Below are 13,617 nucleotides of genomic sequence, written 5' to 3'. Positions count from 1 at the left end.
AAATGGCAGCAGACAACGGATTTAAGATTGTACAGTTTTCACCTGAATTGATTCAGGCCCTGACGCAGATGGGCGAGCTAAGAACCAGAATAAATGATTACGCGGTGGAGGAATTCAAAAACTACAAGGGTGAGGAAAAACTGGATCACCGGGATTTCGTGGAGATGATGAACCTGTCTCCGGAGAAATCGGAGAAAGAGCAGAAGGAATATGTGCGCCACTTCGTTAGAGACTACACCAGCGGAGATCCGCAGCTTCGTAAAAAATGCCTGGATGATATCTATGACAGGGATGACAGCTTTAATCCCGCCAGCCTGGATCTGTCCTGCCTCAAGGGCACGGACACCGGCCCCAGGGAGCCGGGAGGGCTTACCGGCAGTGAAAAAGATTTTATGAGCCTTATAGGCGCCTTTCGCCGGGAGCAGGCACTAAGTGTAAAGCTGAAGGAGAATCCCGGTTATGCGCAGGAGCGGTACGGTTCGGATTCAAGGAAGCGGGCGGAATTTGAGGCCAGGCGCACGGCTATGATGAACGGCTTAATTTCATATACGGACAATATGTTGAGGAACAACGGCTTTAATGAGCGGCTGCACCGGGGGAACGTGGCGCCGATGGCCGGGGACGGCGAATATGTGGCGGCGGATCTTGCTGTAAATCTTTACAGAAATTCCATGGACCGGTTGCAGGGCGGACGTACAGGGGAGAACCGGTTAAATTTCTCTCTGGGGCCGGAGAACGGCAATATATATGGATTGTCCAGGCAGCTGGCAGCGGGAAATCTGACCAATCAGATGAAAACCAATGCGGCGGCAGCATTTGACACATCCCTGGCAACCCTTTACCGCTCCGGGCTTCCGGCTACCACAATGAATGAGATGGGGGTTGACGCCCTGGATTTAATCCATGTGGACGGTCTGTCAGCCAGAGAGCGCTATGGCAATAAATATGCCAATCTTTCGGAGTGGGAACAGAACAAAATGATAAAGGCGGAGGTCATGGGCGCCATTATGGACGGACAGCGTGTGGATGCCGTCACCTTAGGGCTGGGAGCCAGGGGAAGGATGCAGGCTGTCACCCATACGCTGGAGGCGGATCTTCACGCCTACGACCAGATGGAAAAGCGCAGTGAGCACAGCGGATTCAGGCGCCTGTTTGACTGGGGGCCCGGAAAGATACGGACAAAAGCAGATAATGTTGACAGGAAAAACCGGGAAGACAGGCAGATGGAGGAACGCACTGGACTGATTACAAACAGCATTGCTTCCAGACTGGAGGCCAGAGAGTCCAAACAATATCTCATGGAGAATCTGGGGATGTCCCCCAAACCGGTAACGCCCCAGATACAGAGACAGGAGGAAAAGCTGCGGGGAATCGAAGGCAGGATTGGGGACATTGAAAAACAGAATTTTTCCAGCTATGAAGAGATCGGGAATATAAGCCGGGAACTGGAGCGAAGAAAGGTATATGAGGGAGCCCGGGAAAGATTTAACAAGGCAAAAAGCAAGCTGGACACCACGAAGGCTGTTATGGATAACGGCAATTTGCTGGAGGTAGATATACGGGAAGTCATGGATCCGATTATACCGGATTATGGGCCGGAGCAGAAGGAAAAACTTGGAAATTCTTACGACAATGACTTTTTACCGGGGTATTACAAACTTGATGAAATACGTACTGCCAGGGATTTAAGCCAGGAGAAGCTGGAAGCCCGAAGGGACAGGCTTAACGCCTCTCTGGATCAGGGGCAGAAGAAGAATGAATACAGGCTGGAGGCAGTGAACAGGCTTTTAGATGCGAAAACACCTGAGGAAAGGGAGAAAGTGATTGGGGACACCCTGGAGGAGTTTAAGAAGGGGGCTCAGGCACATCTGGAACAATGTGAAGATACGCTGAACAGCCATCCCTGCGGTGAAATGTCTCCGGAACAGATTGAGGAAAAGGAAAAGAGGCTTCAGGTTCTGGAGGAAGGGCTCACACCAGTTCCCCAGGAACTGCTGCAGGAGCGGGCCATGGAGGAGGCAAGGCTGAACCAGCTTAAGGAGATGAACGGGGAAGACCGCACGCCTCAGATTAAAAAGTTCAATCAGGCGGAACTGCTGCACCCGGATTATATTCCTCCTGCCACAAAAGAGGAGGCGCTGGCGCGGATTGGCGAGCTGGACGCAAAATACGGCCCGGAGATACAGTATTTGGACCGGAGGGAAATGGTTAAGAATTTCAGAGCTCAGGATCTGTCTACCATTGATGAGACAAAGCCGTACTGGGCTAAGGAGCAGGCTGCTATGACGCTCCGTTATATGGACAGTATACCCATTGATACCAGCGGCCTGAGTGACAAGGCCAAGCAGACATTGGCAGAAGGACGCACAGCCATGGAAGCCATAGCGGGAGCCAAGGCAGGAACCGTTTCACTGGCAGGCAGCAATGCCAAGGGAATCGGAATCAGTATTGCTTATGAGGAGGCGTTAAAGACAGATCCTGCCTGTGCCAAGGCGGCAGTTAAAGGCGTGGAGTATGCGGAGAGCTTCAGCGCCCAGTGGGAAATGCGCCAGCTTCTGATGGATGACCTGAAAGAGCTTGTAAAAAAAGAGCCGGTGAAGAATATGAAGGCTGAGGCGGAGAAGAGCGGGCCGGAGAAGGCCGGGGCAGAGAAGGCTGAGGCGGAGAAGGCCGGGGCAGAGAAGGCTGAGAAGGAAAAGAGCGGGCCGGAGAAGGCCGGGGCAGAGAAGACTGAGAAGGAAAATAGCGGGCCGGAGAAGGCCGGGGCGGAGAAGACTGAGGCAGAGAAGAGCGGGACGGAGAAGGCTGAGGCAGAGAAGGCCGGGCCGGAGAAATCCGGCGGAGCCAAAGGCAAAACGGAAGTGACTTTCGTGGAGCTTGAACTTTCAGAGAAGGAAGCCAAGGCAGCCGGGGCAACTGCAAAACCCCAGAGCTCCTGGGAAAGGCATGATTTAAGCCCCTTCCACAAAGAAAGCAGCCGGTCCTTCCAGAAGGAGAGCGGCATAGGCAGCCACCGTCAGGATAATAAAAAGCCGGCCAAGTAGGAACTGGAGCGGGTAATAACCATCAGAGGAGGTAATAGGATGAAAGCAGGAAAGTTGACGGCAGGTTTCTGCCTTACAGTGCTGCTGACGGCCGCCGCCGCAGTCACTTCCATGGCTGCGCCGGGAACTTCCGGGGATTGGCGGCAGGAGCAGGATGGACGCTGGTATTATTATGATGAAGGAGGAACCATGTGCACCGGATGGATTGAGGTGGGGGGAAAACATTACTACCTCTATGAGGACGGCCACTGCGCCATGAACGAGATAACCCCGGATGGTTTCAGGGTAGACGCAGACGGGGCTTGGTATGAGGCAAAGAGGGAGCTTCTGGGGCAGGAATTCCCTCTGCCGGCCGGATTCCAGAACAGCATCAGCCTGGGAGACGGATGGGGCGGCGCACAAGCCGCCCTCAATGGAGCCGCAGGGAAGATAAGTGCGGATTCCGGCGGGAAAAGGAAGCTGTTGATTGACAGTACGGCAATTGAGTATAAGTCAGCTGTCAAGTCTACCAAGGATGACGCAAGGTACATGGGCCTTTATAAGGATAGTACAACCGGAGGCTACAGACTGGATATCTTTATTCTACTGGACAGAAACAGCGAGACACAATCCCTTGGAGAGGCGCTGGATTATGAAGTCTTTAAGGCCATGCTGACCACTGTCAGCTCCACCCCCGACCAGCTGGAGGAAGCTGTATACAGCAGCTGGCAGGGGGACAATAGCTGGAACATATCCAGAGCCGCAATTACATCTGTGGGAGACTGCAGCGTGATATATGAGGCAGGACAAGGTTACGGGCGGTATTATCTCCGGCCCTCGGGCTAGTATTGCTGAAGGGAGTGCAGAAGATGGATATAGACAGATTGCTGGCCCTGAAGGAAGTGAGGGAACTGTTTCCCGCAGATGAGAAGGGAAACCTGCCGGAGGGAAGCTGCCTCCTGCTCTCCGCCATGGAGGAGCTTGACTTCCCCCCGGGCCGGGATATAGTGACCTGGGGGCAGGCGGGGGAGGATGGAATGTACATCCTTATGGAGGGCAGCGCCCAGGTGTTAGATTGCCATGGAGAGGAGATTAACACTCTTATGGGGCCGGGTAGTATTGTAGGGGAAATGGCCTTAATACGGGACGAGCCCAGAGGCGCCACGGTGCGGGCAATCACCCGGGTCCGGGCGGCCCGCCTTTCCAGAGTCCAGTTTGAGGAGGCGGCCGGAAGTAACCGCAGGCTGTATGGAGAACTGCTGAATGTGGTCTACAAAAAGACCACCAGTCTTGTCCGGGAGCAGGCGCGCCTCCACTCTGAGCTGGATATTGCCGCCAGGATACAGACTGGACTTCTTCGCAGAGACTTTGGGGGGCTGGAAGAACAGCTGGGTCTTCGGGCCTGGGCTTTAATGGAACCCGCCAAGGAGGTGGGCGGTGACTTTTATGACATATTCCCGGCTGCTCCCGGGAAAGCCTGTATTGTCATAGCGGACGTGTCGGGCAAAGGAGTCCCTGCTGCCCTATTTATGACCATGGCTAAAACACATATTAAAAACTACGCTATGCTGGATATGCCTTTGGAGGAGCTGGCATTCCGGGTAAACAACCGGCTCTGTGAAGATAACCCGGAGGAAATGTTTGTCACTGCTTTCATTGGAATGCTGGACACGGAGCAAGGTATTCTCACCTTTGTAAATGCCGGACATAACCATCCATATGTATCTTCGGAGCAGGGACCGTTTCACCAGGCGGCCTGCCATTCGGACTTTGTACTGGGCCTGTGGGAGGATATGAAGTACAGGGAACAAAAAATGGAGCTGGGAAAACAGGGAACCATTTTTCTTTATACAGACGGGGTTACGGAAGCTGAAAATCCCGAAGAAGAAATGTTTGGGGAACAGCGCCTGAAGGCGGTGCTGGACCGCTGCGCTCCGGAGGAGGACCCAAAAGGGATTATCAGCCGCATATCCATGGCAGTGAAGGATTTCTCGGTTAAAAAAGGGGCTGTGCAGACGGATGACATTACCATGCTGTGTGTCAGGGCATTATGCCGGAAAGAAGGGAATGAGAGATAAATGCTGGAGAAGCAGGTGCCGGCCGGAATGGAATATATGGATGGGGTGCTGGAGGCGCTCCGTGAGTATCTGGAAGAAGTAAACTGTCCAAAGAAAACAGCGCTTCATCTGGAAATCGCCCTGGAAGAGCTGTTCACTAATATTGCCAGCTACGCCTATGGGGGAGAGCCCGGACCGGTGCGGGTATACTGCGGACTGGAGGGTGGGGAGCTGGTGTTAGAGGTGGAGGACAAAGGTATTTCTTTTAATCCTCTTGACCGGGAGGCGCCGGATTTACAGCTTCCCCTGGAGGAACGCCCTGTGGGGGGATTGGGAATCTATATGGTGAGGCAGTTTGCGGACAGCGTTGAGTACCAGTACAGGGACGGGTGCAATATTCTCCGGCTGAAGATATGCATACGCCCATAATTATATGCCCTTCTGCGGCAGAATCGAGGTAAGTTATATGACAGAGGTTAAGACAGCAGTTAAAATCAGCGTGGCTCAGGCTCCTGAATTGGAAAAGGCCCTTAAATCCGTGCTGGAAACAGAGGAAAAAGAGATTGTGGTCAATATGGAGGATACGATTTATATGAGCTCCGTTGGACTGCGGGTATTTGCTTCCATTCAAAAAAAGATAAACGCATCGGGGAAAACCATGGTGCTTAAGAATGTCCGGCCTCAGATGAAGGAAATTTTTGAGGTGACGGGATTTGTAGGCGTACTATCGTTTGAGTGACAGGGGAGACGGGAATGGATAACAAAACTTTGACCTGGCAGCAAAGGGTGTGGAAATGGATAGGAGACTTTGTCTACGGGATAAGGCCACTGCTCCTTTATCTCTTACTGCCTCCCGCTATCTCTGCTTTCGGGCTTTTTATCGCCGGGCTTAAGGAGCATATAGAGTTTTTCCTGTGGCGCAGCGGCCAGTTTTACAGGACTCTGGGCCTGATTCTTGTATTTTATCTGATGCGGAGGAAATGCAGAAAGCGGGGAGTGTCCATCTGGGATGAAACCACTCTTTACTGGAGAGGGGTAAACGCAAAAAAGCTTCTCCTGCTTATGGGAGCCGGGGCAGGACTTAACCTTTTTATGTCCGCCGCCCTTACGGTGATTCCCTTTCCCGACTTTCTTATAGGCCCTTATCACGAGATGACCTATGAAGTGTTCGGTAAGGTAGATAAGATTTTGGCTATCCTGTCGGTTATGTTTCTTGCGCCTTTGGTGGAGGAACTGATATTCAGGGGATATGTGCTGAACCGCTTCCTGCGCAGGTTTGAGAGCCAGACGTTTGCAGTGCTGCTCTGTACCGGCATTTTCGCGGCCTGCCATGTAACTCCCCTGTGGGTTGCGTACGGACTTTTTATGGGTCTGCTGCTGGCCCATGTGTCCATTGTGGAGGACAATATTATTTATGCGGTGGCTCTTCATATGGGTTATAACATAATGACGCTGCCGGTGTGGTTTGCCAATGAGAGCCAGCAGATTTCCATGGTCCTTTTCGCATCCCCGGCACTGATTGGGGTTTATGGAGTAATCGGAATCTCAGTGGCTGTGCTTTGTCTCCGGCAGTATCCTTTGGATATAAGACAGCTGGCGGAATATTTTCCTCGGATAAAAAGAAAGGGAGAGAGGTAAATGAAAACTATCTGGAAAAGACATGGAATGACCGGCTGTGGGACGAAGGCGCTGGGCTTTGTCCTGTCATTGGTATGTTCCGGATGCATTCTGGGGGTGAGTCTGTCGGGTGCCGCTCCCTTTTTTGATAATACAGGGGATGGCTTCTCACCCCGGGTCATGGTACAGGGCCGGGAGGGATGTTTTCTGGCGGCGGATGGATTTAACAAGGTAATCTGGCAGGTGACAGAGGAAGGCCGCAGTATCTATGCGGGGCAGAAGGGAGCTGCCGGGAAGTATGGGGAACCCCGTGGCGGCTACAGGGACGGAAGCCTTGGGGAAATGCTTATCGGCGAGCCCTGGGATATGATTCCTTATCTGGATGGATATGCTCTGTCGGACAGGAGCAATCATGTAGTGCGCTATATTTCCCCGGAGGGCGCCATGACCGCGGCGGGAACCGGAAAAGCAGGTTATGAGGATAATCTGGCCTCAAAAGCATTGTTTGCCGCCCCAACGGGCCTGGCTGCGGGACCTGACGGAATACTTTATATTGCAGACACGGATAATGACGTAGTCCGCAGCCTGTCCCTGTCCGGGAAGGTGGATACCTATCTGCGGGGCCTGTCCGCGCCAACAGGCATATGCTTTTATGAAGGTGCGCTGTATGTGGCGGACACAGGCAACAACCGGATTGTGAAGGCTATGGACGGAGCCGTGGTCTGGAGCGCGGGAACAGGAGAGGACGGATTTGCGGACGGCCCTGTGTCGCAGGCCATGTTTTCAGGACCTCAGAGAATTACCGCGGCGGAGGACGGCGCCCTCTATGTGTCGGATACAGGCAACAGTGTGGTACGGAAGATATGGGGGGACAATGTTTCCACCCTACCGGCCGCCGATGCGGCGGACCCGGATCTGACCATCGCGTCCCCGGAGGGGATGATGGTGATGGGGGATCATATTTACCTGTGCGACAGTTTTTTGAGAAAGGTGTTTGTGCTGCCCAGATAACAGGGAATAGATGGGAGGCAGTATGGATAAAAAATTGATAAAGGCGTACCTGCCCTGGGGGTTATGTGCCGGGATATTTACCATAGCGGCCGCGTCCGGATTGTTCTATGAGATGGATAACCGTCTGTCAGACGCGCTGTATCAGGAGCGGCGGGGGACAGACGGCAGAATCGCCATTGTGGGTATTGACCAGAGATCCCTTGAAGCGCTGGGGCCTTTTGGCACCTGGGACCGGCGGATACTGGCACAGACGGTTTCCTATCTGAACCAGGGGGATATCCGTCCTGCGGTTATCGGGCTGGATGTACTTCTGGCAGGAGAAACCGGGACAGAAGGGGATTTACTTCTGGCAGAGGCTGCGGGGACCGGGGAAAATGTGGTCACCGCAGCAGCGGGAACCTTTGGTTCCTCTCTGGTTACAGCGGCGGACGGCACCTTTTATCTGGATGATTTTACCGTGAAGTCCTTTGATGAACCTTACAAAGCCCTGAGGGACGTGACCGCCCAGGGACATATCAATGCAATGTATGATAAGGACGGCATCCTGCGCCACCAGCTGCTGGAGCTTGGGCTGCCGGACGGGCGCGTATTTCCATCCTTTGCCCTGACCATAGCAAGGAAGTATATACAACAGGAAGGAGGCCGGGAGGCCGGTCTTCCGCCTGTGGATTCCAGGGGCTTCTGGTATTTGAATTATTCCGGGCTGCCGGAGGATTACAGTGAGTTCATTTCTATAGTGGATCTTTTGGAAGAGAATATTCCGCCTGAATATTTTGCAGATCGGATTGTGCTCATAGGGCCTTATGCCGCAGGGCTGGGAGACCAGTATATTACCTCCGCAGACAGGGGAGACCCCATGTACGGCGTGGAGATACAGGCCAATGCCATACATGCGCTTCTGGAGGGTGATTATAAGGAGGAACCAGGCGCTGGCATCCAGCTGGCGGTTCTGTTCCTGGTGCTGGCGGCAGCCGGCGCGTGGTTTAAGAGCAGCCGGCTGGCAGGGGGAGGGGCAGTGTGGCTGGCAGGCTCTTTCGCATATGTAATCATTGCCAAGGCTGCCTATGAGAAAGGAATGGTCCTGCGTATTCTTTGGATTCCCCTGGGATTGACCCTTTTTTTCGGGGCGTCGGTGATGATCCATTATGGAAAGGCTGTCCTGGAGAAACAGCGGGTGACGGCCACCTTCAAACGTTATGCAGCACCGGAGATTGTGGATGAGATACTGAGGCAGGGAACCCAGTCTCTGGAGCTGGGCGGAAAGCTTACACAGCTGGCTGTGCTGTTTGTGGACATCAGGGGATTCACCTCCATGTCTGAGGCGTTGGAACCGGGACAAGTGGTGGAGGTATTAAACAGTTATCTTACCCTGGTTTCATCCTCCATCAAGAACCATGGAGGAACCCTGGACAAGTTTATTGGGGACGCGGCCATGGCCTTCTGGGGCGCGCCCCTGGCACAGGAGGATTATGTGATGAAGGCTGTCCTGGCTGCTCTGGATATGGCAAAAGAGGCGGACCGCCTGGGGGATCAGCTGGAGGCGCGTTTCGGGCGCAGGCTTACCTTTGGAACCGGAATCCACACAGGTCCCGCTGTGGTGGGAAATGTGGGGGCGCCTGACCGAATGGACTATACTGCCATCGGGGATACGGTAAACACGGCTTCCAGGCTGGAGTCCAATGCCCCCGGGGGAAAGATTTACATATCCGCAGCTGTTGCAAATGCGCTGGAGGGAAGGATTAATGCAAAGGCCATAGGTAGCATCCGGCTGAAGGGAAAAGCAGGGGAATTTCAGGTGCTGGAGCTGGAAGGGCTTGCGGAAGGAAGCTCCGGCAGAATGCCGGTGTCAGAGGGTAAGAAGGCGGATTAAGTATTGGAAAGGTGATGGTATATGAGAGAGCGCGGGAGAAATCTGATACGATGCGGGGCTGCTTTTGCGGTGTCCTGCTGTCTGCTGGCAGGAAATGTGTTTCCTGCGGCAGCCGACACCTCTGTAAGCGGGGCAACCATGCGTCTTTCTTCCAGAGAGGGCACGGTAAATGTGTCGGGAAAAGGAGGAAAGGCGGTTGCGGCCTTTGATAACATGCGGCTTCAGAGCGGATATTACCTGGAAACAGAGGCTGCAAGCTACGCAGGCCTTGCCCTGGATGACGTAAAGGCCGTGAAGATGGATGAACTGAGCAAAGGAGAGATCCGGAAGAAAGGAAAGCAGCTGGAGCTGCTTCTGTCAGAAGGAAGCCTTCTCTGTGATGTAACCGCGCCTCTTAAGGGGGAGGAGTCCCTATCCATCCGCACCTCTACCATGATAACCGGAATCCGGGGAACGGTAGTATACGCGGAAGTGGTTGACAGCAATACGAGCCGCGTCTGCGTCCTGGAGGGGCAGGTTCTTGTAAGACCGGTGAATCCTGTGGAGGGTGACCGGAATGGGCAGTACATAGAGAAGGGCCGGCAGGCACTTATTATCGGTCCTGACCGCATGGAGCGGAAGGGAGAGATACAGACGCTTCCCCTTACGGAAACAGACATTGCCCCTTATGTGCTTTGGGAAATCCATGAGAATGAGGAGCTTGCCAGAAGGCTGAGAGAAGCAGGCTGGGATGTGGACTGGATGATTGAAAACGCGGAGCGGCTTTTAAGGGAAGAAGAGGATAAAAACTCCCAATGGGCAGAGAAAGGGCAGGGAACATCAGGTTCTAAGCCTGGCGGGAAGGATATTCACACCCCTCTTTTTAACGGAGGGGATTCCGGTTCTGATTCCGGAACCGGCACACAGCCGGGCAGACCTACGGTGGAGCTTACTATGCCGGTGAGCCCGGAAACCATAGAGGAAAAGCTGCGGACATCTGATGTGGTTCTTCACAGCGCTGCGGACAGCAATCCCCTTATCATTGATAACAGCCTGACCGTACCGGCAGGCAGCCGGCTGGAATTAGCCGGGGGAATGGGGCTGGTGGTGGGAACGTCGGCAGCATTGCAGGTGGACGGAACTTTGATTGTGGACGGAAACCTGGAAAACAGAGGAACTGTAACGAATACCAGTATGAATACCCTGGATATTAAAGGAGATTATGTGGGAAGCGGAACACTGAATAATAAAGGGAGAGTGGCGGCAAATGGTTCCTTTATGCAGGAAGGCGGCAGCTTCCAAACTATCGGACAGGGCCGGCTTGAGGTGGAGAGAAAAGCTGTTATTGATAATGCAGCCTTTGATTTCGGTACCGGAACTACATTGTTTCATGGTGATTTGACAGTCAGAAACGCTGACGGGGAATTTGGCGATAACCTGTGTGTGGAAGGGATGCTTTCACTGGAAGACAGCAGTATTCTGGTAACAGGGGGATTTTACGGCGGGGGGATTACCGCAGTAAAGAAACAAGATGGAGAGAATATAACATATGAAGAGCTGAACCTGGAGGGAGGAAAGGTTTTGGCTGAACGTGGGGTCAAAGGGGTAATCTTTGCAGAAAATTATAAGCTGAATGTACAAAGCGGTATCTTGGAAAGGTCAGATGATGGGATTCCTTTTATAACCGGCACAGGTATTTTAGAAATGGATGGAGAGGAATATAAAATTGAAGAGTTGACAGAGTCCATGTTTGAGAGCGAAGAGACAGAGACGGGCTGGGTTTTAACTGGTATTGTCCAGGAACAAAAAAAACAGGCAGAGGTGCATACTTCTATCCCTCTTCAGGCAGATGCTGAAAAACTGCCGGATGTGAATGAGGAAGAGAAAGAGCTACAGGAGGGAGAGAATTTGCCGGAGGAAGGAGAACCGGAAGAGGGCGGAAACCAGCCGGAGGAAGGAAGTCCGGAAGCGGGCGGAAACCGGCCGGAAGAAGGAGAACCGGAAGAGGGCGAAAACAGGCCGGAAGAAGGAGAACCGGAAGCGGGCGGAAACCAGCCGGAAGAAGGAGAACCAGATGAGGGCGGAAACCGGCCGGAGGAAGGAGGACCGGAAGAGGGCGGAAGCCAGCCGGAGGAAGGAAGTTCGGAAGCGGGCGGAAACCGGACGGAAGAAGGAGAACCGGAAGAAGGCGGAAACCGGCCGGAGGAAGGAAGTCCGGAAGAAGGCGGAAACCGGCCGGAGGAAGGAAGTCCGGAAGAAAGCGGAAACCGGCCGGAGGAAGGAAGTCCGGAAGAAGGTGCAAACCAGCCGGAAGAAGGAAGTCCGGAAGAAGGCGCAAACTAGCCGGAAGAAGGAGGTCCGGAAGAAGGCGCAAACCAGCCAGAGGAAGGAAGTCCGGAAGAAGGCAGAAACCAGCCGGAAGAAGGAAGTTCTGAAGAAGGCGCAAACCGGCCAGTAGAAGGAATTCCGGAAAAGGGCAAAACCAGCCTGCAACAGGTAAACCGGAAGAGTATGGAAATCTGCCGGGATAAGGAATCTATGGAAGAAATACCGGAAGCCGGACATTAATGACAATACGGAGTAGGTAAAATGAATAATAATATAAAAGTCACCTGCTGGGGGAGCCGGGGATCCGGCCCGGCTCCCTACACAGAGCAGATGGAATATGGGGGAAACACCTCCTGCTTCACCATAGAGACAGGGCAGATGCTTCTGGTTCTGGACGGCGGCACAGGGCTGGCGGCACTGGGCCGGGAGATGATGAAAAATCCGGATGACAAGAGGGATATCCATATTTTTATAAGTCACCTTCATTTGGATCATATTATAGGAATTCCGCTGTTTAAGCCACTATTTCAGACTGGACGCCGCATCTGTTTTTATGGAGAGAGCCGCAACGGCCGTTCCTTAAAGCAGCAGCTGAACCTGTTTATAGGGCCTCCTTATTGGCCTGTTTCCCTCAGCCAATGCAGTGCGTCCATTGAGTACTATGAAGTGGAGGCCGGGAAAATCCTGTCATTGCCACTGCCGCAGTCCGTACAGATTCTCCCCATCCGTTCCAACCACCCGGACCAGACGGTGCTGTACCGGATACAGCTAGAAGAAACCATGGTATTCTATGGACTTGACTGTGAATTAAACCAGGAGATGACGGATGTGCTGTCAAACTATGCTGAGAATGCCGGACTTCTGATTTGTGATGTCCAGTACTCACCGGAAGACTATATCTTCCACAAGGGATGGGGACATTCCACATGGGAAGCTGCTCTTAAGCTGGCAGAAGCCAGCAGCGCGAAACGGATCTGGCTTACTCATTTTGACTGGGAAGCGGACAGCAGTACCTTGTTCTGTCTGGAAAGGCAGGCCACACTTTGCAATCCTAACTGCGAATATGTACGTGAAGGTATGACGGTCTGGCTGTAAAGGTCTGATAATACAGCTGTACTATAGACCGGAGCCGCAGAGAATAACCGTTTTCTGTAACTTTAATCCTAACCTTGTAAATTGTATTGAAAAATCCCGGGTGATATGGTAGATTTTAATTAATACATCTGCACGGGCAATGGATGAGCAAGGGCCGGCTGCTGCAAGGAAGGGTGGGATTTATGAGAATAGAGGCGTTAAAGTACCAGACCGACAAGAAGGAGGACATCATTATTTTTGTAGATTATAATGAGGTGTACAGCGAGGGATATCATGTACAATGGTCTATAGCCGATATTGCCTACCGGAGGCCGCCTTCGAGAAACTATATCTTTTTGAGCGATACATACCGGGACGACAGTGAGTACTATATACTGTCCCCGGAAGAAAAGACAGCATATGCTTTAAAGAGACAAAAAGAGTTTGCAGGTGAGGTAAAGCTGAAAGAGGCACTGGTTTCCGCCTGGAATATCATCCGCCCTGATACGGATTCCATATTGGGAATGTGAGAAGGGGAAAATTTGGGGACATATCTTATATAGAACAAACGGGGCAGTGCCATTACGGCATTACCCCGTTCGCTTTTCAGTGCGCCCGGCGGCGCACGTCTCTAACTGGTGAAAGTCCGGAATCCGCC

General features: G+C 52.9%; 11 protein-coding genes. All 11 read left to right on the top strand.

Annotated elements, in window-relative coordinates:
* Positions 1-2 precede the first annotated feature (2 nt).
* The 11 genes from LI015_RS21055 to LI015_RS21005 all read left to right on the top strand — a co-directional run bounded on the left by LI015_RS21055 (position 3) and on the right by LI015_RS21005 (position 13,489).
* Positions 3-3,044: a hypothetical protein gene (locus tag LI015_RS21055; RefSeq protein ID WP_227126300.1), complete on the top strand. Its 3,042-nt coding sequence runs from the start codon at positions 3-5 to the stop codon at positions 3,042-3,044.
* 39 nt (positions 3,045-3,083) lie between these two features.
* Positions 3,084-3,869: a hypothetical protein gene (locus LI015_RS21050; RefSeq protein WP_227126298.1), complete on the top strand. Its 786-nt coding sequence runs from the start codon at positions 3,084-3,086 to the stop codon at positions 3,867-3,869.
* Positions 3,870-3,892: 23 nt separating this feature from the next.
* Positions 3,893-5,101 carry a SpoIIE family protein phosphatase gene (locus LI015_RS21045; protein ID WP_227126297.1) on the top strand — a complete coding sequence of 403 codons (1,209 nt, stop codon included), beginning with the start codon at positions 3,893-3,895 and terminating at the stop codon, positions 5,099-5,101.
* Positions 5,102-5,509 (top strand): ATP-binding protein, encoded by a 408-nt coding sequence (locus tag LI015_RS21040; protein WP_002564379.1) that lies wholly within the window; start codon positions 5,102-5,104, stop codon positions 5,507-5,509.
* A gap of 37 nt (positions 5,510-5,546) precedes the next feature.
* A complete protein-coding gene (locus tag LI015_RS21035) occupies positions 5,547-5,819 on the top strand; it encodes an STAS domain-containing protein (RefSeq protein WP_002564378.1) in 273 nt (90 codons plus the stop codon).
* Between the two features lie 14 nt (positions 5,820-5,833).
* Positions 5,834-6,718 (top strand): CPBP family intramembrane glutamic endopeptidase, encoded by an 885-nt coding sequence (locus LI015_RS21030; protein WP_117626963.1) that lies wholly within the window; start codon positions 5,834-5,836, stop codon positions 6,716-6,718.
* The gene (locus LI015_RS21025) at positions 6,719-7,708 is read left to right on the top strand and encodes a hypothetical protein (protein ID WP_002564376.1); all 990 of its coding nucleotides are present in this window, start codon (positions 6,719-6,721) and stop codon (positions 7,706-7,708) included.
* Between the two features lie 22 nt (positions 7,709-7,730).
* Entirely contained in the window at positions 7,731-9,578 is a 1,848-nt protein-coding gene (locus LI015_RS21020) for a CHASE2 domain-containing protein (protein ID WP_117626962.1), read from the top strand.
* A gap of 21 nt (positions 9,579-9,599) precedes the next feature.
* The gene (locus LI015_RS21015; RefSeq protein ID WP_227126295.1) at positions 9,600-11,900 is read left to right on the top strand and encodes a FecR domain-containing protein; all 2,301 of its coding nucleotides are present in this window, start codon (positions 9,600-9,602) and stop codon (positions 11,898-11,900) included.
* A gap of 246 nt (positions 11,901-12,146) precedes the next feature.
* Complete coding sequence (locus tag LI015_RS21010; protein WP_002564373.1) at positions 12,147-12,980, top strand: MBL fold metallo-hydrolase; 834 nt, start codon at positions 12,147-12,149, stop codon at positions 12,978-12,980.
* Between the two features lie 182 nt (positions 12,981-13,162).
* Positions 13,163-13,489, top strand: a complete 327-nt coding sequence (locus tag LI015_RS21005) for a hypothetical protein (RefSeq protein ID WP_002564372.1) — start codon at positions 13,163-13,165, stop codon at positions 13,487-13,489.
* Positions 13,490-13,617: the final 128 nt, after the last annotated feature.

This window comes from Enterocloster sp. 210928-DFI.2.20, assembly GCF_020554465.1.
GTDB lineage: Bacteria > Bacillota > Clostridia > Lachnospirales > Lachnospiraceae > Enterocloster > Enterocloster bolteae.
The sequence above is the reverse complement of the archived record's forward strand: the minus strand, read 5'-3'. Positions and strand labels throughout refer to the sequence as shown.

Excerpts from the sequence above, each read along its gene's own strand:
- LI015_RS21010 (WP_002564373.1), top strand. The coding sequence starts at position 12,147 with ATGAATAATAATATAAAAGTCACCTGCTGGGGGAGCCGGGGATCCGGC.
- LI015_RS21030 (WP_117626963.1), top strand. The coding sequence starts at position 5,834 with ATGGATAACAAAACTTTGACCTGGCAGCAAAGGGTGTGGAAATGGATA.
- LI015_RS21040 (WP_002564379.1), top strand. The coding sequence starts at position 5,102 with ATGCTGGAGAAGCAGGTGCCGGCCGGAATGGAATATATGGATGGGGTG.
- LI015_RS21035 (WP_002564378.1), top strand. The coding sequence starts at position 5,547 with ATGACAGAGGTTAAGACAGCAGTTAAAATCAGCGTGGCTCAGGCTCCT.
- LI015_RS21025 (WP_002564376.1), top strand. The coding sequence starts at position 6,719 with ATGAAAACTATCTGGAAAAGACATGGAATGACCGGCTGTGGGACGAAG.
- LI015_RS21015 (WP_227126295.1), top strand. The coding sequence starts at position 9,600 with ATGAGAGAGCGCGGGAGAAATCTGATACGATGCGGGGCTGCTTTTGCG.
- LI015_RS21055 (WP_227126300.1), top strand. The coding sequence starts at position 3 with ATGGCAGCAGACAACGGATTTAAGATTGTACAGTTTTCACCTGAATTG.
- LI015_RS21050 (WP_227126298.1), top strand. The coding sequence starts at position 3,084 with ATGAAAGCAGGAAAGTTGACGGCAGGTTTCTGCCTTACAGTGCTGCTG.
- LI015_RS21020 (WP_117626962.1), top strand. The coding sequence starts at position 7,731 with ATGGATAAAAAATTGATAAAGGCGTACCTGCCCTGGGGGTTATGTGCC.
- LI015_RS21045 (WP_227126297.1), top strand. The coding sequence starts at position 3,893 with ATGGATATAGACAGATTGCTGGCCCTGAAGGAAGTGAGGGAACTGTTT.
- LI015_RS21005 (WP_002564372.1), top strand. The coding sequence starts at position 13,163 with ATGAGAATAGAGGCGTTAAAGTACCAGACCGACAAGAAGGAGGACATC.